This is a genomic window from Nocardia sp. NPDC003726 (assembly GCF_053586955.1).
Map to the genome: position 1 here is coordinate 74,735 of NZ_JBSFNF010000026.1, position 25,518 is coordinate 100,252.

Below are 25,518 nucleotides of genomic sequence, written 5' to 3' on the forward strand. Positions count from 1 at the left end.
TAGGATAGAGACTCGTGACTCCAGCTGACCTTGCAGATCTCCTTCGCTCCACCGCGGCGAAGGTGCTTGTCGAACGCGGACTGGACCCCGCGGTCCTGCCCGACGAGGTCACCGTGGAGCGTCCCCGCAACCCGGAACACGGCGACTATGCCACGAACGTCGCGATGCAGGTGGCCAAGCGCGCCGGAACCAAGCCGCGTGACCTGGCCACCTGGCTGGCCGACGCGCTGGCCGAGGCCGACGGCGTCGCCGCGGCCGAGGTCGCAGGGCCGGGATTCCTGAACATCCGCCTCGCGGCCTCCGCGCAGGGCGCGATCATCGAGCGGGTGCTCGCCGCGGGCGCGGCGTACGGCACCGCGGAGACGCTGAAGGGCACCAGGATCAACCTCGAGTTCGTCTCGGCGAACCCGACCGGCCCCGTGCATCTGGGCGGGACCCGGTGGGCCTCGGTCGGCGACGCGCTCGGCCGCATCCTGGCCGCGCAGGGCGCGGACGTGGTGCGCGAGTACTACTTCAACGACCACGGCGCGCAGATCGACCGGTTCGCCGCCTCGCTGGTCGCGGCCGCCACCGGCGCGCCGACCCCGGAGAACGGCTACGCGGGCGCCTACATCGGCGAGATCGCCGACAAGATCGTTGCCGCCAACCCCGGCGCGCTGAGCAAGCCGGAGGCCGAGCGGCTCGAGCTGTTCAGGGCCGAGGGCGTCGAGCTGATGTTCGCGCACATCAAGGAGTCGCTGCACGAGTTCGGCACCGACTTCGACGTCTACTTCAACGAGAGCTCGCTGTTCGCCTCCGGCGCTGTCGAGCAGGCCGTGGAGCGGCTGAAGAACTCCGGCGACCTGTACGAGAAGGACGGCGCCTGGTGGATCGCCAGCTCGGAATACGGTGACGACCAGGACCGGGTGGTCATCAAGAGCGACGGCAAAGCCGCCTACATCGCAGGCGACATCGCCTATTTCCAGGACAAGCGGGCGCGCGGCTTCGACCTGTGCATCTACATGCTCGGCGCCGATCACCACGGTTACATCGGCAGGCTGAAGGCCGCCGCGGCCGCGTTCGGCGACGACCCGGCCACGGTCGAGGTGCTGATCGGGCAGATGGTGAACCTGCTGCGCGACGGCGTCGCGGTGAAGATGAGCAAGCGGGCGGGCACCGTGGTGACCCTGGACGACCTGGTCGAGGCCATCGGCGTGGACGCGGCGCGGTATTCGCTGGTGCGTTCGTCGGTGAACTCGAGCATCGACATCGATCTGAACCTGTGGGCCAGCCAGAGCAACGAGAACCCGGTCTACTACGTGCAGTACGCGCACGCGCGGACCGCGTCCATCGCGCGCAACGCCGCGCAGTTCGACTACGACTCCGTCACCGCCGACCTCGCGCTGCTGTCGGCCGAGGAGGAGGGCGAACTGATCCGCACCCTCGGTGAGTACCCGCGGGTGGTGTCCAGTGCGGCGAGCCTGCGCGAACCGCATCGGGTGGCCCGCTACCTGGAGGAACTGGCGGGCGCGTACCACCGATTCCAGACCAACAAGAACCTGCGCGTCCTGCCGCTGGGCGACGACCCGGTCTCGCCGACGAACGCGGCCAGGCTCGCTCTGGTCAACGCCACGCGACAGGTGCTGGCCAACGGCCTCGGCCTGCTCGGCGTCAGCGCGCCGGAGCGCATGTGACCGGCCGGTCGACCAGAGCGAGGAAGGAAGCGACAGTGAGCGAGCGCAGCGAGGGGCAGCTATGAGCGTGCATCCCGCCGGTCCACGGCATGCCGAGATTCCGCACGCCCCGAACCTGCCGGAGCGTCCCGGCGATCCGAAGCAGATGATCGACCTGCCCGCGAACGTGTGGCCGCGCAACGCCACCCGGGACGACGCGGGCGTGGTCCACTTGGCGGGCGTGCCCGTGTACGAGCTGGCCGAGCGGTTCGGCACGCCGCTGTTCGTGGTGGACGAGGACGACTTCCGTTCCCGCTGCCGCGACATGGTCCGCGCGTTCGGGGCGAACGCGCGAGTGCACTACGCGTCCAAGGCCTTCCTGTGCGGCGAGGTCGCCCGCTGGATCCGGGACGAGGGCCTCTCGCTGGACGTCTGCTCCGGCGGCGAATTGGCCATCGCGTTGCACGCGGGCTTCCCCGCCGAGCGAATCGCGTTGCACGGCAACAACAAGTCCGTCGAGGAATTGGAAGCCGCGGTGTCGGCCGGCGTCGGCCACGTGGTGGTCGACTCGCTCATCGAGATCGAGCGCCTGGAAGCCGTCGCCGCCCGCGCCGGTGTGGTGCAGGACGTGCTGGTCCGGGTCACCGTCGGCGTGGAAGCCCATACCCACGAATACATTTCGACCGCGCACGAGGACCAGAAGTTCGGCTTCTCGATCGCAGGCGGCGACGCGATGGAGGCGCTCGCGCGCGTCTTCGACGCCGACAACCTGCGCCTGGTCGGCCTGCACAGCCACATCGGTTCGCAGATCTTCGAGATCGACGGCTTCGAGATCGCCGCGCGGCGCATGCTCGGCCTGCTGCGCGAGGCCATCGACAAGTTCGGCATCGAGCGCACCGCGCAGATCGCGACGCTGGATCTCGGTGGCGGACTCGGCATTTCGTACCTGCCGTCGGACGATCCGCCGCCGCTGGACCAGTTCGCGGCGAACCTGCGCGAACTGGTGGCCGCCGAAGCCGAACGCGCCGGGCTGCCGACGCCGACGATCGCGGTCGAGCCAGGCCGCGCCATCGCAGGCCCGGGCACGGTGACGCTCTACGAGGTCGGCACCATCAAGGACGTCTCGCTCGACGGCGGCCTGCGCCGCCGCTACGTGAGCGTCGACGGCGGCATGAGCGACAACATCCGGCCCGCGCTGTACCAAGCCGACTACGACTGCCGCCTGGTCTCGCGGTCGTCACAGGCCGGGCCGGTGGTCGCGCGCGTCGTCGGAAAGCATTGCGAGAGCGGCGATATCGTCATCCGGGACACCTGGATGCCCGCCGACGTCGGCCCCGGCGACCTGATCGCCGTCGCCGCCACCGGCGCGTATTGCTACTCGATGTCCAGCCGGTACAACCAGTTGACCCGCCCCGCGGTCGTCGCGGTGCGGGACGGACAGCCGCGCCTGATCCTGCGCAGGGAGACGGTGGCGGACCTGCTCAGCCTGGAGGTGGAAGCGTGACGGCCAACGCGAAGAACGGCGTGTGGGGGACCGATCGCCCGATCGGGGTCGCGGTCCTCGGCATGGGCAATGTGGGCACCGAGGTCGTGCGCATCCTGCGTGAGCACACCGAGGACCTGCGTTCCCGCGTCGGCGCGCCGGTGGTGCTGCGCGGTGTGGCCGTGCGCAGTCTCGACACCGACCGCGGCATCCCCGCCGAGCTGCTGACCACCGACGCGGACGCACTGGTCGCCCGTCCCGACGTCGACCTGGTGGTCGAGGTGATCGGCGGCATCGATCCGCCGCGCCGGTTGATCCTGGCCGCGCTGAACGCGGGCAAATCCGTGGTGACCGCGAACAAGGCGCTGCTGGCCGACTACACCGGCGAACTCGCCGCCGCCGCCGAAGCCAGCCGCGCCGACCTGTACTTCGAGGCCGCCGTCGCGGGCGCGATCCCCGTGGTGCGCCCGCTGATCCAGTCGCTGGCGGGCGACCGGGTGAACCGGGTCGTCGGCATCGTCAACGGCACCACCAACTTCATCCTCTCCGCGATGGACGAGACCGGCGCGGACTATTCGCAGACGCTGGCCGAGGCCACCCGCCTGGGCTACGCGGAAGCCGACCCGACCGCCGACGTGGAGGGTTACGACGCCGCCGCCAAGGCCGCGATCCTCGCCTCCCTGGCGTTCCACACCAGGGTCACCGCCGCCGACGTCTACCGCGAAGGCATCTCGCGGATCTCCGCGGAGGACCTGGAGACCGCCTCGGCGCTCGACTGCACGGTGAAATTGCTGGCCATCTGCGAGCGCGTGGACGCAGGCCCCGGTGAGCCGGGACCGGAGGACGGCGGCAAAGAGCGCGTCTCGGTGCGCGTCTACCCGGCGCTCATCCCGCGCAAGCACCCGCTGGCCGCGGTGAACGGCGCGTTCAACGCGGTGGTCGTCGAGGCGGAGAACGCCGGGCGGCTGATGTTCTACGGGCAGGGCGCAGGCGGCGCTCCGACCGCGTCGGCCGTGCTCGGCGACCTGGTGATGGCGGCGCGGAACAAGTTCTACGGGGGTCGCGCTCCCGGCGAATCGGTTTATGCTGAGCTACCGATCGCGCCGATCGGCGATACGCCCACCCGCTATCACGTGAACCTGCAGGTCGAGGACCGCCCTGGGGTCCTGGCCGCGGTGGCGGGCGAATTCGCCGCACACGGGGTGAGCATCTCGACCGTCCGTCAAGAAGGGCACGGCTCGGGTGCGCGCCTGGTCGTGGTGACCCACCACGCCGTGGAGTCGGCGCTCGCGGACACCGTGGCCGCACTGGCGGAAATGGAATCCGTCACATCCGTGACCAGCGTTCTGAGATTGGAAGGCACCGAAGAATGACCACAGCGTCGCGTAGCGACTCCATCAGGGGCGGCGGCCGGGACAGCGGTGGGCACACGCCTGGCGTCGCGCCCAAGGCCGGAGCGCACTCACGCTGGCCCGGCCTGATCGCGGCCTACCGCGACCGCCTCGCGGGCGCGGCCGACTGGGAACCGGTCACCCTGTTCGAGGGCGGAACGCCGCTGGTGCCTGCGCCGCACCTGTCCGAGATCACCGGCTGCGAGGTGTACCTGAAGGTCGAGGGCCTGAACCCGACCGGCTCGTTCAAGGACCGCGGCATGACGATGGCGATGACCGACGCCAAGTACCGCGGCCAGAAGGCGGTGCTGTGCGCGTCCACGGGCAACACCTCGGCATCCGCCGCGGCGTACGCGACCCGCGCCGGCATGAGCTGCGCCGTGCTGATCCCGCAGGGCAAGATCGCCATGGGCAAGCTGGCCCAGGCCGTGATGCTCGGCGCGAAGATCATCCAGGTGCAGGGCAACTTCGACGACTGCCTGGAGCTCGCCCGCAAGGTCACCGCTGATTTCCCCAGCATCGGCCTGGTCAACTCGGTGAACCCGGCTCGCATCGAGGGCCAGAAGACGGCGGCCTTCGAGATCTGCGACGTGCTCGGCAAGGCCCCCGACGTGCACGCCCTCCCCGTCGGCAACGCGGGCAATATCACCGCGTACTGGCGTGGCTACCGGGAGTACTACGCCGACGGCGTCACCGGCGGGCTGCCGCGCATGCTCGGCGTGCAGGCCGCCGGCGCGGCTCCGCTGGTCAACGGCGCCCCGGTGAAGGATCCCGAGACCATCGCCACCGCGATCCGGATCGGCGCGCCCGCCTCCTGGAACGGCGCCGTCGAGGCCAAGGAGCAGTCCGGTGGCGCGTTCCGCGCCGCCACCGACGAGGAGATCCTCGACGCGTACCGCCTGGTCGCCGCCACCGAGGGCGTGTTCGTCGAGCCCGCGTCGGCGGCCAGTGTCGCCGGCGTGCTCGCCGCACGCAAGGAAGGCTGGCTGGACGCCGGGCTCACCGTGGTGTGCACCGTGACCGGCAACGGCCTCAAGGACCCCGACACCGCGCTGTCGGGCATGCCGCAGGTGCAGCCGATCGCCGTCGACCCGGTCGCGGTGGCCGCCGAATTAGAGCTGGCCTGAGTTGAATTCGCGCGAAAGCCAGGTCATGAGCGCGACGCTGCCCGCTGGTCTGACCGTGACCGCGAGGGTGCCCGCGTCCACGGCGAACCTCGGTCCCGGGTTCGACTCGCTGGGTATGGCATTGGGGATCTACGACGAAATCCAGGTGCGCACCACCGATTCCGGGCTCACCATCCGGGTCGAGGGCGAGGGCGCCGACGATGTGCCTTGGGGCCCTTCGCATCTCGTGGTCCGCGCGATCGAGCGCGGCCTGGAGTCGGCGGGGGTGTGGGCCGATGGCCTCGATGTGGTGTGCCGCAACGTGATTCCGCATTCCCGCGGACTCGGCTCCTCGGCATCGGCGGTGGTCGGCGGACTGGCCGCCGGGTGCGCCCTCGCCGCGAAGCTGGACCCGGCGCTGGCCACGTCCACCGACCGAATGGTGCAGCTGGCCGCGGAATTCGAGGGACATCCGGACAACGCGGCGGCCAGTGTGCTCGGCGGGATCGTGGTCTCCTGGACCGAGACCGATCACCCGGCCGACGAGGCCCCCGGCACGGAATACCACGGTCGCGTCTACCGCGCGGTGCGGCTGGAGGCGCATGCGGCGCTGCGCCCGGTGGTGCTGATCCCGCAGGAGCGCTCGTCCACCGCGCACACCCGCGGCCTGCTGCCCGACGTCGTGCCGCACAGCGACGCGGCGTTCAACGTCAGTCGCGCCGCGCTGGCCGTCGTGGCGCTCACCCAGCGTCCCGACCTGCTGCTTCCCGCCACCGCGGACCGGCTGCACCAGGCCCAGCGTGCTCCCGCGCTACCGTTGACCACCGCTTGGATCACCCGCCTGCGCACGGCGGGCCTCGCGGCCACCGTCTCCGGGGCGGGACCGACCATCTTGGCCCTGGGGACCAGCGAATTTCCCGCGGAACTCCGCGAACTGGCGGCGGCCGACGGCCTGCGCGTGGTGGAGCCGGGAATCGCCGAAGGCGTCCTGGTCGACTGACGGCGAGTCTGTCTTGCCGAGATTCGCAATGGACAGCTATTCTGGGCAGGTCCGTACATCGTGCGCATCAGACGCCGGTGCTTCATCAGGGCAATCGCTCCAGCAGGCTCCAGGCTCGAGCCTCCAGGCCATGGGGGTGCTGCGTAGCTGCGCAACTGGAATGATCTCTCCCCACCTTTCACCAACGGTGGAGAAGCCGCCGGGCCGGCGGGGCAGGTGATACGGCACACAGCGCCCGGACGGACGCATCCCAGTCCGGCAGAATGCCCGGGCTGCGGGACGAACCCTCGAAACAGCACACGGCAATCGAGGGAAGGAAAGGATTTCCGTGACAGATACGGACCTGCTCGCGACACCCGGCGTGGAATCGAGCCCGACGGGCGAGCGCGAAAGTGAATCCGGACAGATTTCGAAGATGAGCGAACACACCGACGTCGCACGATCGGGGCTGACTGGAATGTTGTTGCCGCAACTGCGCGCGCTCGCGGGGGAGCTCGGTATCCGAGGCACCTCCGGGATGCGCAAGGGCGATCTGATCGCCGCCATCAAGGAAAATCAGGCCGCGGGCAAGGCGGCGAAGGTGGAGAAGCCCGCCAAGAGCGAGGCCAAGTCCGCGGCAACCGCCAAGGCCGACGCGCCCGCGAAGGCCGGTGCCACCGCCAAGACCGCCGCTGCAGCGCAGCAGGCGCCCGCCAAGGCCGAGCAGGCGACCCTCGATGTGACGCCCGCGGCCTCCGCCGCGCCCAGCGAGGCTCCCGCCCCGGCGAAGACGGCCCCCGCCGATGCCGCGCCCGCCGCCGACGCGGCGCCGTCCACGGCGACCGAGACCACCGAAGAGTCCGGCCGGGAGAGCGGCCAGCGTGGCCGCGGCCGGCAGCGGCGCGGCCGTGACCAGGCGCGATCCGCCACCGAGTCCGCACCCGCCGAGACCCGTGCCGACGAGCAGAAGCAGGACGCCGAGCAGGGCGGCGAGCGTCGCCGCGACCGCGGCCAGGGTGACCGGCAAAGCGATCGCGGTCAGGGCGACCGTGGTCAGGGCGACCGTGGTCAGGGCGACCGTGGCCAGGGCGAGCGCGGCCAGGGCGAGCGCGGCCAGGGCGAGCGCGGCCAGCAGAGCCAGAACGGCAGCGCGGGCGGCCGCGGCGGTGACGACGAAGAGGGCGGTCGCGGACGGCGCGGACGCCGCTTCCGTGAGCGTCGTCGTGGGCGCGACCGTGACGGCGGTGGCGGTGGCGGCGAGTCGCGCGAGCTGGAGATCCGCGAGGACGACGTCCTCCAGCCGGTCGCAGGCATCCTCGACGTGCTGGACAACTACGCCTTCGTCCGCACGTCGGGCTACCTGGCCGGGCCGAACGACGTCTACGTGTCGATGAACCTGGTCCGCAAGAACGGCCTGCGCCGCGGCGACGCGATCACCGGCGCGGTGCGCGCCCCGCGCGACGGCGAGCAGTCCAACCAGCGCCAGAAGTTCGATCCGCTGGTGCGGCTGGACACGGTCAACGGCGGCGACGTCGAGGCGGCCAAGCGCCGTCCCGAGTTCGGCAAGCTCACTCCGCTGTACCCGAACCAGCGCCTGCGGCTGGAGACCCAGCCGAACAAGCTGACCACCCGGGTGATCGACCTGATCATGCCGATCGGCAAGGGCCAGCGCGCCCTGATCGTGTCGCCGCCCAAGGCGGGTAAGACCACGATCCTGCAGGACATCGCCAACGCGATCGCGACCAACAACCCCGAGTGCTACCTGATGGTGGTGCTGGTCGACGAGCGTCCGGAAGAGGTCACCGACATGCAGCGCTCGGTGAAGGGCGAGGTCATCGCCTCGACCTTCGACCGTCCGCCGTCGGACCACACCTCGGTCGCCGAACTCGCCATCGAGCGCGCCAAGCGCCTGGTGGAGATGGGCAAGGACGTCGTCGTGCTGCTCGACTCGATCACGCGGCTCGGGCGCGCGTACAACAACTCCTCGCCCGCCTCGGGCCGAATCCTCTCCGGTGGTGTGGATTCCACCGCGCTGTACCCGCCCAAGCGGTTCCTCGGCGCGGCACGCAACATCGAGAACGGCGGCTCGCTGACGATCATCGCCACCGCCATGGTGGAGACCGGTTCCACCGGTGACACGGTGATCTTCGAGGAGTTCAAGGGCACCGGCAACGCCGAGCTCAAACTGGATCGCAAGATCGCCGAGCGCAGGGTGTTCCCCGCGGTGGACGTCAACCCGTCCGGTACCCGCAAGGACGAGCTACTGCTCAGCCCCGACGAGGCGGCGGTACTGCACAAGCTGCGCCGCGTGCTGTCCGGCCTGGACTCGCACCAGGCGATCGATCTGCTGATCGACCGTCTGAAGAAGTCCAAGAACAACCTCGAGTTCTTGATGCAAGTGAGCAAGACCGCGCCGGGCGCGCTCGACGAGTGAGCAGTCCCGCCAGGTTGTCGCCGTGACAACGGCCGAAAGGGTCCCGCTGATGCGGGACCCTTTCGGCGTCTGGGGAGCGAAGAAGACGAGGCCCACCGTGGCCGCGCCGCCGATCAGGACCGCGAAGATCAGTCCGCAGGCCCCGCCGTCGGGATCGGGAGTGGCGGATTCCGAGGTCTGGACGTACACGGCGTTCTTCGGCGCGGGATAGTTCGCCAGGTCGGGGAGTGCGGATACACCGATGGCGACCGAGAGAGTCAGTAGAACGAAAATCGCGGCCGCGATTCGGATGTTCACGGGGTCTCCTTCCTGTCTCGGCACGCCGATGTGCACCAGGTCTGCAACTCTATGAACGAATTCGTTCATATTCGTGAGTAGCGGACTACCCGACTTCAGGGTCCCGGAGGCGGCGCGGATTCGCGTGCCCGGACTTCCGGGGGCGCGAACGGTGGGGGAGTACCTGGGCGGGAACAAACCGCTCGCCGGGGGCGTTTTGGGAGCGTAACGGCAGTTCTGGCATACTGAACGGTCGTTGCGTCTGCTCAGGTGAGCAGAGCTCCCGCCTAGTCGGTTCCGGTTCACGCTTCGCGCGCTTTCGCGCGGGCGACCCGGCGACCACAATCGAGAGGACATCCATGAAGGCAGGAATTCACCCGGCGTATGTCGACACCACGGTCGTCTGTGGTTGCGGCAACACCTTCCAGACTCGCAGCACCAAGGAGTCGGGACACATCACCGTCGAGGTCTGCTCGCAGTGCCACCCGTTCTACACCGGCAAGCAGAAGATCCTCGACACCGGTGGTCGCGTGGCCCGCTTCGAGGCCCGCTACGGCAAGCGTGCAGGCAAGAAGGCCGACGCCAAGTAGCTTCCTCGCCGACGCCCGGTCCTGCTGCGCAGGCCGGGCGTCGGTGTTTTGTCTGGACAGCTACCAGGAGAAGGAAGCACCGTGACGCAACCGTCCGCCATCGACGACATTCTGGCCGAGTACGCCGGCTTGGAGACGCAGCTGGCCGATCCGTCGCTGCACAACGATGCGGGCGCCGCGCGCAGGGTCGGCAAGCGGTTCGCCGAGCTGGCCCCGGTCATGGCGACCTACCGCAAGCTCGAGACCGCGCGCGACGACCTGTCGGCCGCGAAGGAACTCGCCGCCGACGACTCCGCGTTCGCCGCGGAGGTCCCGGATCTGGAACGGCAGGTCGAGGAACTGGAACAGGCCCTCGCCGACCTGTTGGCGCCGCGCGATCCGCACGACGGCGACGACGTCGTGCTCGAGGTGAAGTCCGGCGAGGGCGGCGAGGAGTCCGCCCTGTTCGCCGCCGACCTGGCCCGCATGTACGTGCGGTATGCCGAGCGCCACGGCTGGAAGGCCGAGATCCTCGACGTCGCCCTGTCCGACCTGGGCGGATACAAAGAGGCGACGCTGTCGATCAAGAGCCGCGACGCGGCGCGCGACGGTGTCTGGTCGCGATTCAAGTTCGAGGGCGGTGTGCACCGGGTGCAGCGCGTCCCGGTGACCGAATCGCAGGGCCGCATCCACACCTCGGCGGCGGGCGTGCTGATCTACCCGGAACCCGACGAGATCGAAGCGGTGCAGATCGACGAGACCGATCTGCGCATCGACGTGTACCGCTCCTCCGGCAAGGGCGGTCAGGGCGTCAACACCACCGATTCCGCGGTACGCATCACCCATCTGCCCTCCGGCATCGTGGTCACCTGCCAGAACGAGCGTTCCCAGCTGCAGAACAAGGCGCGCGCCATGCAGGTGCTCGCGGCGCGGCTGCAGGCGCTGGCGGAAGAGCAGGCCGATCAGGAGGCGGCGGCGGGCCGCGCCAGCCAGATCCGCACGGTGGACCGCTCCGAGCGCATCCGCACCTACAACTTCCCGGAGAACCGGATCACCGACCATCGGATCGGCTTCAAGGCGCACAACCTCGACGCCGTGCTGGACGGGGATCTCGACGCCCTGCTGGACGCTCTGGGGAAGGCGGATCGCGAAGCGCGTATGGCCGCGGAATGACCACCCGAGTAGCGCTGCGCCCCGCTATCAACGAGGCCGTCGAGACGTTGCGGACCGCCGGGGTGCACAGCCCGCAGGCCGACGCCGAGCATCTGGCTGCGCACGTCCTCGGCGTGCAGCGGACCAGGCTGATGCTGACCCCGCTCGTCTCGCCCGCCCAGCTGGCCGCCTACCGGGAGCTGGTCGCCCGCCGGGCCGAGCGAATCCCGTTGCAGCACTTGACCGGCACCGCCGTGATGGGCGCGCTGGACCTCGCGGTCGGCCCCGGCGTCTTCGTACCGCGCCCGGAGACCGAGTTGCTGTACGCGTGGGCGCTGGCGCAGCTGGAGGCGCTGCCGCACGATCACGCGCCGATCGTTGTCGACCTGTGCACCGGATCGGGCGCGCTGGCACTGGCCCTCGCACACGCGCGCCCCGATGCCGAAGTGCACGCCGTGGAACTCGATCCCGCCGCGCAGGTCTGGGCCCGGCGCAACGCCGACGACCGGATCGCCGCGGGCGATACCCCGATCACTCTCTACGCCGACGACGCCACCGATCCCGCCCTGCTCACCGACCTGAACGGCCGCGTGGACATCGTGGTGTCCAACCCGCCCTACATCCCCGAAGGCGCTCCCCTCGACCCCGAAGTGGCCGACCACGATCCGTCCATCGCCCTGTTCGGCGGCGCCGACGGTCTATCGGTCATCCGCGGCATGATTCCGAACATCACCAGACTGCTGCGCCCCGGCGGAGCCACCGCCATCGAACACGACGACACCAACGGTTCCGGCGTCGCCGCCCTCCTCACCGCCACCGGCGCCTTCACCGACGTCGTCGAACACCCCGACCTGGCAGGCAAGCCCCGCTTCGTCGCCGCAACGCACACATGAGCAGGTCCTCTGCACGGTCTCCCGCGCCGTTGCGCACCGAATCCGTGTGGTCCTTCCCGGCGCCTGTGCTGCCGACCGAGCACATTCCGCTGATGGTCGCGTCCTCTGACGACCGCACCGCCGGATGAAGCAACACGACGACGCCTGCACGACTGCGAGGCGGCCTCGCATGAACTGGTGGCGCGGGACGTCTCGCGACCGGTCGCTGGGCCGAGGAACAAACGCGTCACCGGCGCGACCTCCACGCGGCACCGCGCAACCGAACAACGGCGGGGGTGCGAGACGATGGCGTGCGGTGCGGCGGAGTACGGATCCAGGCATGGTTCCGAGCCGCAAAGGTCGCGTCGAGGACGCTCCCGATGCGCGGCGGCAGCCGCCGCATCCCACGTGACAACAGATTTCGTACGCACATGGGTAACTCGCCGGGCACGCCCAGAACTCGCTCGGCACCCGGCGCAAGACCTCAACGCAACTCTCGTTTCACCCCACTAGTACGGCCTGAGTTCTCGGAGAGGCGGCCCAGCATGCCAGGATGGTTGCCGTGAGTACCGTCTACGACTGCGCGGATCCCGACTCGCGCGCCGCCGGACTGTCCGCAGCCACCAGCGCCCTGAAATCCGGACGGCTGGTCGTGCTGCCCACCGACACCCTGTACGGGCTCGGCGCCGACGCGTTCGATTCGGCCGCGGTGAGTTCGCTGCTCGCGGCCAAGCGCCGCGGCAGGGACATGCCGGTCCCGGTGCTCGTCGGTTCCTGGCACACCATCGACGGCTTGGTGTTCTCGGTGCGCCCGCAGGCGCGCGAGCTGATCCGGGCGTTCTGGCCCGGCGGTCTGAGTCTGGTTGTGCAGCAAGCGCCTTCGCTCGCCTGGGATCTCGGCGACACCCGCGGGACGGTGATGCTGCGGATGCCGCTGCACCCGGTCGCGCTCGAACTGTTGCGTGAGGTCGGTCCGCTGGCGGTGTCCAGCGCCAACGTGTCGGGGCAACCGCCCGCGAAGACCGCCGCCGAGGCCCGCGAGCAGCTCGGCGACCTGGTGGGGGTGTATCTCGACGGCGGCCCTGCCGAACACGCGGTCGCCTCGACCATCGTGGACCTGACCGCCGACCAGCCGCGGATCCTGCGCGTGGGCGCGGTGCCCGTCGCCGACATCGCCGAGGTGCTCGGCATGTCGCCGGAAGCGCTCAGCGGCGCCGCCCAGCTCGGATGATGGGTTCGAGCGCCGTCGTCCCGCTCCGGGAGCTGCTCGTCGTGCTGCTCATCTCCGCGGTGGTGACGTTCCTGGCCACCGGTGGGGTGCGGGTGCTCGCGATCGGCTTCGGCGCGGTGGCCGTGCCGCGTGACCGCGACGTGCACGTCAAACCGATTCCGCGGATGGGCGGCGTCGGCATGTACATCGGCGTGGTCGCCGCGGTGCTGTTCGCCCACCAGCTGCCCGCGCTGCGCAGCGGCTTCGACTACAAACCCAATATCCCGATCGCCGTGCTGGTGGCCGCCACGATCATCGTGCTGGTCGGCATCGTCGACGACCGCTGGGGGCTCGACGCGCTGACGAAGTTCGCGGGTCAGGTGACGGCGGCGGGCGTGATGGCCGTCATGGGCCTTGGCTGGTACGTCATCTACAACCCGTTCAGCAACACCACGGTGGTGCTGGACGGACTGCAGGGCGGTCTGGTCACGGTCGCGGTCACCGTCACCCTGGTCAACGCCATGAACTTCGTCGACGGTCTGGACGGCTTGGCGGCGGGTTTGGGACTGATCGCCGCGCTGGCGGTCTTCGTGTTCTGCCTCGGTCTGATGAACGAGCAGGGCGGCTCGGTCGACACCTATCCGCCCGCGCTGCTCGCCGCGGCGCTCGCGGGTGGCTGCCTGGGATTCCTGCCGCACAATTTCCAGCCCGCCCGCATTTTCATGGGCGACTCCGGCTCGATGCTCATCGGATTGATGCTGGCCGCGGTCTCGACCGGCGCCTCGGGGCGAATCCCGCTGCAGGGATACGGCCCGCGCGACATCGTCGGTCTGCTTTCTCCGCTGTTGCTGGTCGGCGCGGTGATGTTCATTCCGGTGCTCGACCTGTTGCTCGCCATTGTGCGCCGGGTGCGCGCCGGCGTGAGTTTCTCGACGCCGGACAAAATGCACCTGCATCATCGCTTGCTGCAGATCGGTCATTCCCATCGGCGCGTGGTGTTGCTGATCTATTTGTGGGTCGGCGTGCTCGCCTTCGGCGCGGTCGGCACCTCGCTGATGGATCGCAGGCTGGTCGTATTGCTGATGGCGGGCGGGCTGGTTTTCGCGTTGGTGATCACCGCCGTTCCCGGGCTGCGGCGTGGGGACCCGGCGGGCGACGGATCGGCGTCCGGGTAAAGTCGGCGGCTGTGAGCTTCACACCCAGACCCGTCCCCGGCCCCGACGCGCCGCTGCGCTCCGCGCTGCGTTACGGACTGATCGGCCTGGGCGTGCTGGTGGTCCTGTCGGTCGCGCTCGGCGCGGCCGTCTCGGGTGTCCCCGGCGTCTGGGGCGCGGTGCTCGGCGCCGCGATCGGCGGTGGCTTCATCCTCACCACCGCGGCCGTGGTGCTGTTCGGCGCGAAACTGCCGCCGAGCACCGCTGGTCTGGTCATGCTGGTCAGCTGGGTGCTCAAGCTCCTGGTGGCGCTGATCGTCGTCGCGATCCTCCAGCGGTTCGACTTCTACGACCGCGTCGTCCTGTTCTTCACCGTGGTCGGCGCCTTGATCATCGTGCTCGGCGCGGAGACCTATGGCGTTGTGCGGCAGAGGGTTCCGTACGTCACGACGACCGACTCCGAACCCGCGTCCGGTACTCGGGAGTAACGAAAACCCCCACCCCCTACACGCTGTCGTAGATGACTTGGTAAAGTGTTGGTAAGCAAGCGACCAAGTCGGGGATCAGTGAGGGGTCACCGCCGAGATCCCCTGCATGGGTCGCTATGCTTACTGCCGTGCCGGGCTCCGAGGGGTGTTCCGGTTCTGCATGTCGACGAATGTCGCCGACACACGTACAGACGCCTGGTGGATTTCGAACCACCGCACAGCTGCTGACGAACTTCGAGCCGACCTGAGTCGACCCAAATTGATCGTCAATGTCCGATCGAACCGCGGGAATGACCGTACCCGCGGCCCGAACACGGGAGAGAACGCTGAGCGTCACCACTCTGGCGGCCGAGTTCCACGCGCCGTCGCTTACCGACTTCTTCCCTCCAGCTGTGCTGTTCGAGGGAACGCCGTTCGAACTCGATCGATTGATGCTGATCCGCATTCTGATGACGGCCGTTCTCGTGGTCGTGATGGTGCTGGCATTCCGCTCGCCCCGGATCGTTCCGCGCGGCCTGCAGAATGTCGCCGAAATCGGCCTGGTCTTCGTCAAGGAGCAGATCTGCGACGAGGTTCTCGGCAAGGAAACGGGACGGAAGTTCTTCCCGCTGATCGCGACGATCTTCTTCACGGTCCTCTTTCTGAACTTCTCGGGTGTCGTTCCGGGGTTGAACATCTCGTCGAACGCCCGAATCGGCATGCCGCTGGTGCTGGCCGTCATCGCGTACCTGGCGTTCAACTACGTCGGTATCAGGAAGTACGGCTTCTTCAACTACATGCGCAGCAGCATCGTCGTTCCGAACGTTCCCCCCGCGCTGCACGTGCTGCTGATTCCGATCGAGTTCGTCTCGACCTTCATCCTGCGCCCGTTCACGCTGACCGTCCGACTCATGGCGAACATGCTGGCCGGCCACATCATGCTGGTGCTGTTCTTCAGCGCGACCTGGTTCTTCCTGTTCGACGCCACCGCGTGGATGAAGGTGTTCTCGCCGTTCTCGCTGCTGGCCGGACTCGGATTCACGCTCTTCGAGCTGTTGGTCATCTTCCTGCAGGCTTACGTGTTTGCGCTGCTGACCGCCGTATACATCGGACTCGCACAGCACGCGGCCGATCACTGACCCGACCGACACAACTACCGGAAACCTGCTACACCACGCCGACCGGCGGGTGAGCAACAGAAAGGGAATGGAAGACTCATGAGCCTCGCTTACCTGGCCCAGGAAGCCGCCACCAACGAGAGCACCTTCAAGGGCCTGGGCGCCGTCGGCTACGGTCTCGCCGCGATCGGCCCCGGCATCGGCGTCGGCATCGTCGTCGGTAAGGCGATCGAGGGCATCGCGCGTCAGCCCGAGCTGCAGGGCACGATCCGCACCAACATGTTCCTCGGTATCGCGTTCACCGAGGCCCTCGCCCTCATCGGTCTCGTCGCCGGCTTCATTTTCTGATTCCGATGTACGAGTCAGTTTTGCTCGCGGCGGCGGAGGGAGAGGATGTGAATCCTCTCGTCCCCGAAACGTACGACATCGTCTGGTCGATCGTCTGCGTCGTCATCATCGCGGCCCTGTTCTACAAGTACGTGGTCCCGCGCTTGATGAAGACGCTCGACGAGCGTTCCGAGAAGATCGAAGGCGGCATCGCTCGCGCGGAAGCCGCGCAGGAAGAAGCTCAGCTCACCCTGCAGCAGTACCAGCAGCAACTGGCCGACGCCCGGCTCGAGGCCGCGCGCATCCGTGAGGACGCGCGCACCCAGGGCCAGGAGATCCTGGCGCAGATGCGCTCGGAGGCCCAGGCCGAGGCCGACCGCATCATCGCGGCGGGTCACACCCAGCTGGAAGCACAGCGCCAGCAGATCCTGACGGAGCTGCGCCACGAGGTCGGCCGCACGGCCGTCGACCTGGCCGAGAAGATCATCGGGCAGTCGGTTTCGGACGAGGCCAAGCAGGCGGCCTCGATCGACCGGTTCCTCGACGAGCTCGACCAGACCGACGCAGGCATCGGGGTCGGAAGGTAACGACGCGAAAGTGAGAAGCATGTACGCAGCGAGCCGCGAGGCCAGTGCCCGGTCTCGGGAGGCGCTTCGGGCCGCTCTGACCGGAAGCGACAGTGCTGCGGCCACGACGGGCTCGGAACTGTTCGCCGTTGTCGCCGTGCTGGACGACCAGCGTTCGCTGCGTGTGGCGCTCGCGGACGTGTCGGTGCCGGGTTCCGTGCGCGCGGAACTCAGCGAGCGGGTTTTCGGCGGCAAGGTCAGCGCTGCCACGCTGGCAGTGCTGACCACCGCGGTGGCCGAGAACTGGTCGCGCACCTCCGACCTGGTGGACACCTTGGTGTTGCTCGGCCAGGAGGCGTTGCTGGAGTCGGCGGCCCAGCGCGGCCGGATCGAAGCGGTCGAGGACGAGCTGTTCCGGCTCGGCCGGATCATCAGCGACAATCCCGAGTTGGAGCAGGCGCTCTCGGACCGGTCGCAGCCGGCTTCGGCCAAGGGCGAGCTGGTCCAACGGCTGCTCGCGGGCAAGACGGAGCCCATCACCCTGACCCTGGCGGAGCAGGTGGTGACCAGGCAGCGGTCGGGCATCAGCGCCGCCTTCGACGAGCTGTCCGACCTCGCGGCGGCGCGCCGCGATCAGATCGTCGCGCACGTGCGCGCCGCGATCGGGCTCACCGAGCAGCAGCGCGACCGGCTGGCCGCCTCGCTGCGGCGCATCTACGGCAAGGCGACCACGGTGCACATCCAGGTCGACCCGAGTTTGCTGAGCGGAGTCGTGGTGCGCGTCGGTGACGACGTGATCGACGGCAGCGCCATCGGCCGACTGGAGAAGATGCGCAGGGCCCTGACCTAGCGCGCTTCCACCACCCCCGACATTCCAGACCCAGACAGCGAGAGCAGGAAGAACATGGCGGAGCTGACGATCTCCTCCGACGAGATCCGTAGCGCGATCGAGAGCTACACCAAGAGCTACACCCCCGAGACCTCCATCGAAGAAGTCGGTGTGGTCACCGACACCAGTGACGGCATCGCGCACGTCAGCGGCCTGCCTTCGGCGATGGCCAACGAGCTGCTCGAGTTCCCGGGCGGCGTGCTCGGCGTCGCGCTGAACCTCGAGGACCGTGAGATCGGTGCGGTCATCCTCGGCGAGTTCGCCGAGATCGAGGAGGGCCAGGAGGTCCGCAGGACCGGTGACGTGCTCTCGGTTCCGGTCGGCGACAAGTTCCTCGGCCGCGTGGTGAACCCGCTGGGCCAGCCGATCGACGGCCTCGGCGAGATCGAGTCCGAGGAACAGCGCGTGCTCGAGCTGCAGGCCGCGACCGTGCTGGAGCGCCAGCCGGTCGAGGAGCCGCTGGCCACCGGCATCACCGCGATCGACGCGCTGACCGCCATCGGCCGCGGCCAGCGTCAGCTGATCATCGGCGACCGCAAGACCGGCAAGACCGCGGTCTGCATCGACGCGATCCTGAACCAGAAGGCCAACTGGGAGACCGGCGACCCGACCAAGCAGGTCCGCTGCATCTACGTCGCCATCGGCCAGAAGGGCTCCACCATCGCGGGCGTGAAGGCCGCGCTGGAGCAGCACGGCGCGCTGGAGTACACCACCATCGTCGCCGCCCCGGCCTCCGACTCCGCCGGCTTCAAGTGGCTGGCCCCCTACACCGGTTCGGCCATCGGCCAGCACTGGATGTACCAGGGCAAGCACGTGCTCATCGTGTTCGACGACCTGACCAAGCAGGCCGAGGCCTACCGCGCCATCTCGCTGCTGCTGCGTCGTCCGCCGGGCCGCGAGGCCTACCCCGGTGACGTCTTCTACCTGCACTCCCGTCTGCTGGAGCGCTGCGCGAAGCTGTCCGACGAGCTGGGCGGCGGCTCGATGACCGGTCTGCCGATCATCGAGACCAAGGCCAACGACATCTCGGCGTTCATCCCGACCAACGTGATCTCCATCACCGACGGCCAGGTGTTCCTCGAGTCCGACCTGTTCAACAAGGGCGTCCGCCCGGCGATCAACGTCGGTACCTCGGTCTCCCGCGTCGGTGGCGCCGCCCAGACCAAGGGCATGAAGAAGGTCGCCGGTTCGCTGCGCCTCGAGCTGGCGCAGTACCGCGAGCTGGAGGCGTTCTCCGCCTTCGCCTCCGACCTGGACGCGGCCTCGCTGGCTCAGCTCGAGCGCGGCGCCCGCTGGGTCGAGCTGCTCAAGCAGGACCAGTACTCGCCGGTGCCGGTCGAGGACCAGATCATCTCGATCTACCTGGTCGACCGCGGCCACTTCGACTCGATCCCGGTCGCCGACATCCGCCGCTTCAACGCCGAACTGCTCGAGGATCTGCACCGCAGCGCCGCCGACGCGTTCAAGGCGATCGAGGGCGGCAAGGTGCTCGACGGCGAGGCGGCCGAGCAGGTCGAGGCGGCGACCAAGAAGTTCCTCGGCACCTTCCTCACCTCCGACGGCACCCCCGTGGTGAACGAGGCCGAGGCGGGTCAGCTCGACCACGAAGAGGTCGAGTCGCTGTCGGTGACCCGCAAGCACGTCGAGAAGTAACGCGAGCCGGCAAATGCGCTATTCGATCCGCGGCGGACGCGACGGGCAGGGAAGTGGAAGCGACCACTTCCTGCCCGGCGGACGCCGCCCATCCCACGCAGCGAATGAAGGGAGTGTGAACCGCTGATGGCAAGTTTGCGTGAATTGCGCTCCCGCATTCGTGGTGTGAATTCGATCAAGAAGATCACCAAGGCCCAGGAGCTGATCGCGACCTCGCGCATCTCCAAGGCCCAGGCGAGGGTCGCGGCCGCGAAGCCGTACGCGGAGGAGATCACCAAGGTCCTCAGTGAGCTGGCGAGCGCGTCGAAGAACCTGTCGCATCCGCTGCTGACCGAGCGTCCCAACCCGCGCCGGGCAGCCGTGCTGGTGATCACCAGTGACAGCGGCATGTGCGGTGGCTACAACTCGAACGTGCTCAAGCGCGCCGAAGAGCTGATGACCACCCTGCGCGACGAGGGCAAGGAACCGGTGCTCTACGTCATGGGCAACAAGGGCCTGACGTATTACGCCTTCCGCAACCGTCCGTACGTGTCGGCGTGGACCGGGTTCTCGCAGCAGCCGAAGTACACCGATGCTTCGTCGGCCTGCCACCACCTGGTCGATGCCTTCATGGCGGGCTCCGACGGGGCCGTGCCGGCTCCGAACGGCACGGGTGACATCGCCGGTGTCGACGAGCTGCACGTCGTGTACACCCGCTTCGTGTCGATGCTGACGCAGACCCCTGAGGTGCGCCGCTTGGCGCCGATCCAGGTGAGCTACGTCGACGAGAACTTCGACCTGGGTGAGGACATCGTGTCGGATTCCCCGACCGCGGACGTCCACGCGCAGTACGAATTCGAGCCCGACGCCGATGTGCTGCTGGCGGCGCTGCTGCCGAAGTACGTCAACACGCGCATCTACGCGTCGTTGCTCGAGGCAGCGGCATCCGAGTCAGCGGCTCGGCGCACCGCAATGAAGGCCGCCACCGACAACGCCAACGAGCTCGCGAGCGTGCTCCAGCGCGAGGCGAACTCGGTGCGTCAGGCCCAGATCACGCAGGAAATCAGCGAAATCGTCGGCGGCGTGAACGCGCTGGCGTCGAGCTCGGACCGCGACTAAGCGCCTGCGGCTCCCGAGAGCCGCACATCGACACGGAGAGAACCAACACCAATGACCGCAGCTGTCACTCAAGACAACACGAGCCGGACCGGCGGCGCCGCAGGTCGCGTCGTCCGGGTCATCGGCCCCGTCGTGGACGTCGAGTTCCCGCGCGGAGCCATCCCCGAGCTGTTCAACGCTCTGCACGCCGAGATCACCCTGACCTCGGTGGCCAAGACCCTGACCCTCGAGGTCGCCCAGCACCTCGGCGACAACATCGTGCGCACCATCTCGATGCAGCCGACCGACGGCCTGGTCCGCGGCGCCACCGTCACCGACACCGGCAAGCCGATCTCGGTGCCGGTCGGTGACGTGGTCAAGGGCCACGTCTTCAACGCGCTCGGCGACTGCCTGGACACCCCCGGCCTCGGCCGCGATGGCGAGCAGTGGGGCATCCACCGCAAGCCGCCGTCGTTCGACCAGCTCGAGGGCAAGACCGAGATCCTGGAGACGGGCATCAAGGTCATCGACCTGCTCACCCCGTACGTGAAGGGTGGCAAGATCGGTCTGTTCGGTGGCGCCGGCGTCGGCAAGACCGTCCTGATCCAGGAGATGATCACCCGTATCGCGCGGGAGTTCTCCGGCACCTCGGTGTTCGCCGGCGTCGGCGAGCGCACCCGTGAGGGCACCGACCTGCGCCTGGAGATGGAGGAGATGGGCGTCCTCCAGGACACCGCCCTCGTCTTCGGCCAGATGGACGAGCCGCCGGGCACCCGTATGCGCGTCGCCCTCTCGGCCCTGACGATGGCCGAGTACTTCCGCGACGTGCAGCACCAGGACGTGCTGCTGTTCATCGACAACATCTTCCGGTTCACCCAGGCCGGTTCCGAGGTCTCGACCCTGCTCGGCCGCATGCCCTCCGCCGTCGGTTACCAGCCCACGCTGGCCGACGAGATGGGTGAGCTGCAGGAGCGCATCACCTCGACCCGTGGTCGGTCCATCACGTCGCTGCAGGCGATCTACGTGCCCGCCGACGACTACACCGACCCGGCTCCGGCGACCACCTTCGCCCACCTCGACGCGACGACCGAGCTCTCCCGCCCGATCTCGCAGAAGGGCATCTACCCGGCCGTCGATCCGCTGACCTCGACCTCCCGCATCCTGGAGGCCTCGATCGTCGGCGACCGGCACTTCCGGGTGGCCAACGAGGTGAAGCGGATCCTGCAGAAGTACAAGGAGCTGCAGGACATCATCGCCATCCTCGGTATGGACGAGCTGTCCGAAGAGGACAAGGTGCTCGTCGGCCGCGCCCGTCGTCTGGAGAAGTTCCTCGGCCAGAACTTCATCGTGGCCGAGAAGTTCACCGGTCAGCCGGGTTCGGTCGTGCCGCTCGAGCAGACCATCGACGACTTCGACCGGGTCTGCAAGGGCGAGTTCGACAACTACCCGGAGCAGGCCTTCAACAGCTGCGGTGGTCTCGACGACGTCGAGGCGGCCGCCAAGAAGATCCTCGGAAAGTAGTCACCGATGGCGGAAATGTCAGTCGATCTCGTCGCGGTCGAACGCCTGCTCTGGTCCGGCCAGGCGACGTTCGTCAGCGCGCAGACCACCGAGGGCCAGATCGGCATCATGGCCGGCCATGAGCCGCTGCTCGGCCAGCTGGTCGAGGGCGGCACCGTAACGATCGTGGACACCGATGGTCAGCGGGTCGTCGCCGCCGTGCACGGCGGCTTCTTCTCGGTGACCGCGAACTCGGTTCGGGTGCTCGCCGAGTCGGCGGAATTCGCCGACGAGGTGGACGTCGAGGAGGCCCGCCGGGTGCTGGCCGACTCCGACGCCAGCGAGGAGCAGCAGCGGGCCGCGCAGGCTCGGGTGCGCGCGGTCGAGCAGACCGCGAACGCCTGACCACAACCTGTTATCGAGAACGATCGCTGTCGGCGGTGAAGCCTTCTTCACCGCCGACAGCGTCGTTCAGGCGAGTCGGACACGGCCGGGGCATTTGTAAACTCGGGGCCGTGATTGAATGACCGCACGCGGTGTACGCATCGGCTCGGCGGCGGAAGCCTGCTGACCACGAGAAGCTTGTGAACATCGCCAGTGGAATACCGTGTGGATCACACGGCGGCGGAGCGAAGGGACGAACGCATTGCAAACCGGGATGGTTCTCCTGATCATTCTGGTGCTGACGCTCGTGTTCCTCGCCCTCGCTTCGACTTACCGCCTGATCATGCTGCGGCGCGGCGGAACCGCCGCGATTCTGCGTGTCCTCCCCGCTCGCGGCGGTCAGGGGTGGCGGCACGGACTGATCCGCTACGACGAGGATCGTCTCGTGTTCTTCAAACTCACCAGCCTGAAACTCGGCCCCGACTCCACTATTCAGCGGCAGGGCATCGAGATCGGCGATCGCCGCGGTCCGCGCGGCGACGAGTACGACATCATGACCGACGACATCGCCGTGATCGCGGTGTCCGACCGCGCGGGCGACTTCGAGCTGGCCCTCGACCGCGACTCCTTGACCGCTTTTCTCTCCTGGGTGGAGTCCCGCCCCTCCGATCGCACCCGGCGGATGCCGGGCCTGTAGTCCCCGGTCCGACGGCCATCGGCAGTCCGAGCCCGCCGCGCCCGTTAGGGTTGTGCTGTGAGCGTGCACTTGACCCGGATCTACACCAGGACCGGCGATGACGGGACCACGGGATTGAGCGACTTCTCCCGGGTCGCGAAAACCGACCCACGCTTGGTCGCCTACGCCGACTGCGATGAGACGAACGCCGCCATCGGCGTCGCGATCGCCCTCGGCCACCCGGACGAAACGATGCTCGCGGTGCTGCGGCAGATACAGAACGATCTGTTCGATGCCGGGGCCGATCTCTCCACCCCCGTGGTCGCGGAGCCGAAGTACCCGCCGCTGCGGGTCACCCAGCCCTACATCGATCGGCTCGAAGCATGGTGCGACGAGTTCAATTCCGGGCTGCCCGCGCTCGATTCGTTCATCCTGCCCGGCGGTACGCCGCTGGCGGCGCTGCTGCACACCGCGCGTACGGTCGCCCGCCGCGCGGAGCGCTCGGCCTGGGCGGCGATCGAGACCCATCCGGAGGACACCAACGTGTTGCCGGCCAAGTACCTCAATCGCCTCTCGGACCTGCTGTTCATCCTGAGCCGGGTGGCCAATCCCGGCGGCGATATCCTGTGGAAGCCCGGCGGAGAACGGCCGGGCGTCTGATCGCGTAGCACCGCCAGGCGAGTACCCGAACGATCACTGGGTATGGCCAGCCAAGGTCTCGCAGATCGCAGTACGCCCATCCCGCGGCACTCGCTCCAACGGCGAAAACGTCCGGAGGCGAGGGGAGTCGTGGAGAGGCGGCACCGTAGTGCGCCGCCCCAACTATCCTTGCACCAACAGTGCGCCGAATACGCGGAGAGGCGGCATGGAACGGTTTTTGGTTACCGGCGGAAATCGACTCGTCGGTGAGGTCACGGTGGGGGGCGCCAAGAACAGCGTCCTCAAACTGATGGCCGCTGCGTTGCTGGCCGAGGGCACCACCACGATCACGAACTGTCCGGACATCCTCGACGTGCCGCTGATGGGTGATGTCCTGCGCGGACTCGGCTGCGACGTGACCATCGACGGCGGCGTGGTCAGCATCACCACGCCCGCCGAACCGAAGTATCACGCGGACTTCCCCGCGGTGACCCAGTTCCGCGCGTCGGTGTGCGTGCTCGGTCCGCTGATGGCGCGGTGCAAGCGCGCCGTCGTCGCGCTGCCCGGCGGTGACGCCATCGGCTCCCGCCCCCTGGACATGCATCAGGCCGGTCTGCGCCTGCTCGGCGCGACCAGCGAGATCGAACACGGCTGTGTGGTGGCCAAGGCCGACGAGTTGCAGGGCGCTCGGATCCGCCTGGACTTCCCCTCGGTCGGCGCGACCGAGAACATCCTCATGGCGGCGGTGCTCGCCGAGGGCGAGACGGTGATCGACAACGCGGCGCGCGAGCCCGACATCGTCGATCTGTGCAACATGCTCGTGCAGATGGGCGCGCGGATCAGCGGCGCGGGAACTTCGGTGCTCACCATTCAGGGGGTCGAACGTCTCCACCCGACCACGCACCGCGTGATCGGAGACCGCATCGTCGCCGCGACCTGGGGCATCGCCGCCGCGATGACCCTCGGCGACATCCGGGTCACCGGCGTGAACCCCAAGCACCTCTCGCTGGTGCTGGACAAGCTGCGGTCAGCGGGGGCACGCATCTCTTTCGAGCAGGACGGCTTCCGGGTGGTCCAGGCCGAGCGTCCGCGCGCGGTCAACTTCTCCACCCTGCCGTTCCCCGGTTTCCCCACCGACCTGCAGCCGATGGCCATCGGGCTCGCGTCCATCGCGGACGGCACCTCGATGATCACCGAGAACATCTTCGAGGCGCGCTTCCGGTTCGTGGAGGAGATGATCCGGCTCGGCGCCGACGCGCGCACCGATGGGCACCACGCGGTGGTGCGCGGGATCCCGCGGTTGTCGAGTGCGCCGGTGTGGTCGTCGGACATCCGGGCCGGCGCGGGTTTGGTCCTCGCGGGCTTGGTGGCCGACGGGACCACCGAAGTGCACGACGTCTTCCACATCGACCGCGGATATCCGAATTTCGTCGAGCAGCTGCAGGCGCTCGGTGGCGATGTCACGCGGGTCGGCGTCACGGATTGAGCGCCGCGGCGTTCGGGTCAGTGGGCGAGTTACCGAAAGTGTTCCGCAAAACGCGTGCTGACCAGGGGATTTGACATGGTGCACGCAGACACGTAACTTATTCCAAGTCAGAGCGACACGGACACCGACCCGGGGCCCAGGAGCTGAGCGGAAACGCTGAGCGAGAGGCCAGGGAAACGAGGTAGGACGAGGAGCGCCTGACGATCACACTAGCTCGAACGAGGTCCCAGTTTGCAACTGGGTTCACGGCTGAGCTAAGCTGGAAAAGTTGCTTCACCGATCAATCGGTTCAAACCGAACGATGGTGTGTGCGTGTGTTCTTTGAGAACTCAATAGTGTGTCGATGAATGTCAGTGCCAATTATTTTGGTTTCGGCTCTTCATACCCCCGTGTGGAGGGTCGGACATTTTTAGTCAGCTAATTTCCGGCTGGCGATTGTTTTGCTGGGTTTTCGGACT

General features: G+C 68.2%; 24 protein-coding genes. All 24 read left to right on the plus strand.

The window, feature by feature from the left end; translation table 11 throughout:
- Positions 1 to 14 precede the first annotated feature (14 nt).
- The 24 genes from argS (at position 15) to murA (ending at position 25,060) form a co-directional block, all read left to right on the plus strand.
- Entirely contained in the window at positions 15 to 1,673 is a 1,659-nt protein-coding gene (gene argS / locus ACWDMM_RS27750; protein WP_195080598.1) for an arginine--tRNA ligase, read from the plus strand.
- Positions 1,674 to 1,734: 61 nt separating this feature from the next.
- Complete coding sequence (gene lysA, locus ACWDMM_RS27755) at positions 1,735 to 3,156, plus strand: diaminopimelate decarboxylase (protein WP_195080599.1); 1,422 nt, start codon at positions 1,735 to 1,737, stop codon at positions 3,154 to 3,156.
- The gene (locus ACWDMM_RS27760; RefSeq protein WP_195080600.1) at positions 3,153 to 4,508 is read left to right on the plus strand and encodes a homoserine dehydrogenase; all 1,356 of its coding nucleotides are present in this window, start codon (positions 3,153 to 3,155) and stop codon (positions 4,506 to 4,508) included. The genes lysA and ACWDMM_RS27760 overlap by 4 nt, the downstream gene beginning before the upstream one ends.
- Positions 4,505 to 5,653 carry a threonine synthase gene (gene thrC / locus ACWDMM_RS27765; protein ID WP_357103603.1) on the plus strand — a complete coding sequence of 383 codons (1,149 nt, stop codon included), beginning with the start codon at positions 4,505 to 4,507 and terminating at the stop codon, positions 5,651 to 5,653. The genes ACWDMM_RS27760 and thrC overlap by 4 nt, the downstream gene beginning before the upstream one ends.
- A 25-nt stretch (positions 5,654 to 5,678) precedes the next feature.
- Entirely contained in the window at positions 5,679 to 6,632 is a 954-nt protein-coding gene (gene thrB, locus ACWDMM_RS27770) for a homoserine kinase (protein ID WP_195080601.1), read from the plus strand.
- 328 nt (positions 6,633 to 6,960) lie between these two features.
- Complete coding sequence (rho, locus tag ACWDMM_RS27775; RefSeq protein WP_449940237.1) at positions 6,961 to 9,045, plus strand: transcription termination factor Rho; 2,085 nt, start codon at positions 6,961 to 6,963, stop codon at positions 9,043 to 9,045.
- A 49-nt stretch (positions 9,046 to 9,094) separates the two neighbouring features.
- The gene (locus ACWDMM_RS27780; RefSeq protein ID WP_449940239.1) at positions 9,095 to 9,256 is read left to right on the plus strand and encodes a hypothetical protein; all 162 of its coding nucleotides are present in this window, start codon (positions 9,095 to 9,097) and stop codon (positions 9,254 to 9,256) included.
- A 424-nt stretch (positions 9,257 to 9,680) separates the two neighbouring features.
- Positions 9,681 to 9,911, plus strand: a complete 231-nt coding sequence (rpmE, locus tag ACWDMM_RS27785; protein ID WP_011207583.1) for a 50S ribosomal protein L31 — start codon at positions 9,681 to 9,683, stop codon at positions 9,909 to 9,911.
- An 81-nt stretch (positions 9,912 to 9,992) separates the two neighbouring features.
- Complete coding sequence (prfA, locus tag ACWDMM_RS27790; protein ID WP_195080603.1) at positions 9,993 to 11,063, plus strand: peptide chain release factor 1; 1,071 nt, start codon at positions 9,993 to 9,995, stop codon at positions 11,061 to 11,063.
- A complete protein-coding gene (prmC, locus tag ACWDMM_RS27795; protein WP_357103594.1) occupies positions 11,060 to 11,935 on the plus strand; it encodes a peptide chain release factor N(5)-glutamine methyltransferase in 876 nt (291 codons plus the stop codon). Before prfA ends, prmC begins: the two co-directional genes overlap by 4 nt.
- 541 nt (positions 11,936 to 12,476) lie before the next feature.
- Complete coding sequence (locus ACWDMM_RS27800) at positions 12,477 to 13,145, plus strand: L-threonylcarbamoyladenylate synthase (RefSeq protein ID WP_195080651.1); 669 nt, start codon at positions 12,477 to 12,479, stop codon at positions 13,143 to 13,145.
- Complete coding sequence (locus ACWDMM_RS27805) at positions 13,142 to 14,299, plus strand: glycosyltransferase family 4 protein (protein ID WP_195080605.1); 1,158 nt, start codon at positions 13,142 to 13,144, stop codon at positions 14,297 to 14,299. The genes ACWDMM_RS27800 and ACWDMM_RS27805 overlap by 4 nt, the downstream gene beginning before the upstream one ends.
- An 11-nt stretch (positions 14,300 to 14,310) precedes the next feature.
- On the plus strand, positions 14,311 to 14,766 hold the full coding sequence (locus tag ACWDMM_RS27810; protein WP_195080606.1) for a hypothetical protein: 456 nt from the start codon (positions 14,311 to 14,313) through the stop codon (positions 14,764 to 14,766).
- Between the two features lie 290 nt (positions 14,767 to 15,056).
- Positions 15,057 to 15,884 (plus strand): F0F1 ATP synthase subunit A, encoded by an 828-nt coding sequence (gene atpB / locus ACWDMM_RS27815; protein ID WP_195080607.1) that lies wholly within the window; start codon positions 15,057 to 15,059, stop codon positions 15,882 to 15,884.
- A 78-nt stretch (positions 15,885 to 15,962) separates the two neighbouring features.
- Positions 15,963 to 16,211, plus strand: a complete 249-nt coding sequence (locus tag ACWDMM_RS27820) for an ATP synthase F0 subunit C (protein WP_039796339.1) — start codon at positions 15,963 to 15,965, stop codon at positions 16,209 to 16,211.
- A 5-nt stretch (positions 16,212 to 16,216) separates the two neighbouring features.
- A complete protein-coding gene (locus ACWDMM_RS27825) occupies positions 16,217 to 16,777 on the plus strand; it encodes a F0F1 ATP synthase subunit B (RefSeq protein WP_067811460.1) in 561 nt (186 codons plus the stop codon).
- Between the two features lie 19 nt (positions 16,778 to 16,796).
- Complete coding sequence (locus ACWDMM_RS27830; RefSeq protein ID WP_195080608.1) at positions 16,797 to 17,606, plus strand: F0F1 ATP synthase subunit delta; 810 nt, start codon at positions 16,797 to 16,799, stop codon at positions 17,604 to 17,606.
- Positions 17,607 to 17,660: 54 nt separating this feature from the next.
- A complete protein-coding gene (gene atpA, locus ACWDMM_RS27835) occupies positions 17,661 to 19,298 on the plus strand; it encodes a F0F1 ATP synthase subunit alpha (protein ID WP_067811466.1) in 1,638 nt (545 codons plus the stop codon).
- Positions 19,299 to 19,424: 126 nt separating this feature from the next.
- Positions 19,425 to 20,396, plus strand: coding sequence for a F0F1 ATP synthase subunit gamma (locus ACWDMM_RS27840; RefSeq protein ID WP_067811469.1), 972 nt, complete (start codon positions 19,425 to 19,427; stop codon positions 20,394 to 20,396).
- Between the two features lie 51 nt (positions 20,397 to 20,447).
- A complete protein-coding gene (gene atpD, locus ACWDMM_RS27845; protein WP_067811471.1) occupies positions 20,448 to 21,896 on the plus strand; it encodes a F0F1 ATP synthase subunit beta in 1,449 nt (482 codons plus the stop codon).
- 6 nt (positions 21,897 to 21,902) lie between these two features.
- Entirely contained in the window at positions 21,903 to 22,280 is a 378-nt protein-coding gene (locus ACWDMM_RS27850) for a F0F1 ATP synthase subunit epsilon (protein ID WP_159839198.1), read from the plus strand.
- A 253-nt stretch (positions 22,281 to 22,533) separates the two neighbouring features.
- Positions 22,534 to 22,956, plus strand: coding sequence for a DUF2550 domain-containing protein (locus tag ACWDMM_RS27855; RefSeq protein WP_067811477.1), 423 nt, complete (start codon positions 22,534 to 22,536; stop codon positions 22,954 to 22,956).
- Between the two features lie 57 nt (positions 22,957 to 23,013).
- Positions 23,014 to 23,595, plus strand: a complete 582-nt coding sequence (locus ACWDMM_RS27860; RefSeq protein WP_195080609.1) for a cob(I)yrinic acid a,c-diamide adenosyltransferase — start codon at positions 23,014 to 23,016, stop codon at positions 23,593 to 23,595.
- 205 nt (positions 23,596 to 23,800) lie between these two features.
- A complete protein-coding gene (gene murA / locus ACWDMM_RS27865) occupies positions 23,801 to 25,060 on the plus strand; it encodes a UDP-N-acetylglucosamine 1-carboxyvinyltransferase (protein ID WP_067811483.1) in 1,260 nt (419 codons plus the stop codon).
- Positions 25,061 to 25,518 lie beyond the last annotated feature (458 nt).

What these genes read in the sequence shown, in the direction of transcription:
- ACWDMM_RS27780 (WP_449940239.1), top strand. Translation starts at nt 9,095, where the DNA reads ATGCGGGACCCTTTCGGCGTCTGGGGAGCGAAGAAGACGAGGCCCACC.
- ACWDMM_RS27850 (WP_159839198.1), top strand. Translation starts at nt 21,903, where the DNA reads ATGGCGGAAATGTCAGTCGATCTCGTCGCGGTCGAACGCCTGCTCTGG.
- ACWDMM_RS27840 (WP_067811469.1), top strand. Translation starts at nt 19,425, where the DNA reads ATGGCAAGTTTGCGTGAATTGCGCTCCCGCATTCGTGGTGTGAATTCG.
- ACWDMM_RS27830 (WP_195080608.1), top strand. Translation starts at nt 16,797, where the DNA reads ATGTACGCAGCGAGCCGCGAGGCCAGTGCCCGGTCTCGGGAGGCGCTT.
- ACWDMM_RS27825 (WP_067811460.1), top strand. Translation starts at nt 16,217, where the DNA reads ATGTACGAGTCAGTTTTGCTCGCGGCGGCGGAGGGAGAGGATGTGAAT.
- lysA (WP_195080599.1), top strand. Translation starts at nt 1,735, where the DNA reads ATGAGCGTGCATCCCGCCGGTCCACGGCATGCCGAGATTCCGCACGCC.
- ACWDMM_RS27820 (WP_039796339.1), top strand. Translation starts at nt 15,963, where the DNA reads ATGAGCCTCGCTTACCTGGCCCAGGAAGCCGCCACCAACGAGAGCACC.
- ACWDMM_RS27855 (WP_067811477.1), top strand. Translation starts at nt 22,534, where the DNA reads ATGGTTCTCCTGATCATTCTGGTGCTGACGCTCGTGTTCCTCGCCCTC.
- murA (WP_067811483.1), top strand. Translation starts at nt 23,801, where the DNA reads ATGGAACGGTTTTTGGTTACCGGCGGAAATCGACTCGTCGGTGAGGTC.
- rpmE (WP_011207583.1), top strand. Translation starts at nt 9,681, where the DNA reads ATGAAGGCAGGAATTCACCCGGCGTATGTCGACACCACGGTCGTCTGT.
- atpA (WP_067811466.1), top strand. Translation starts at nt 17,661, where the DNA reads ATGGCGGAGCTGACGATCTCCTCCGACGAGATCCGTAGCGCGATCGAG.
- atpD (WP_067811471.1), top strand. Translation starts at nt 20,448, where the DNA reads ATGACCGCAGCTGTCACTCAAGACAACACGAGCCGGACCGGCGGCGCC.
- ACWDMM_RS27805 (WP_195080605.1), top strand. Translation starts at nt 13,142, where the DNA reads ATGATGGGTTCGAGCGCCGTCGTCCCGCTCCGGGAGCTGCTCGTCGTG.
- atpB (WP_195080607.1), top strand. Translation starts at nt 15,057, where the DNA reads ATGACCGTACCCGCGGCCCGAACACGGGAGAGAACGCTGAGCGTCACC.
- prmC (WP_357103594.1), top strand. Translation starts at nt 11,060, where the DNA reads ATGACCACCCGAGTAGCGCTGCGCCCCGCTATCAACGAGGCCGTCGAG.
- thrC (WP_357103603.1), top strand. Translation starts at nt 4,505, where the DNA reads ATGACCACAGCGTCGCGTAGCGACTCCATCAGGGGCGGCGGCCGGGAC.
- thrB (WP_195080601.1), top strand. Translation starts at nt 5,679, where the DNA reads ATGAGCGCGACGCTGCCCGCTGGTCTGACCGTGACCGCGAGGGTGCCC.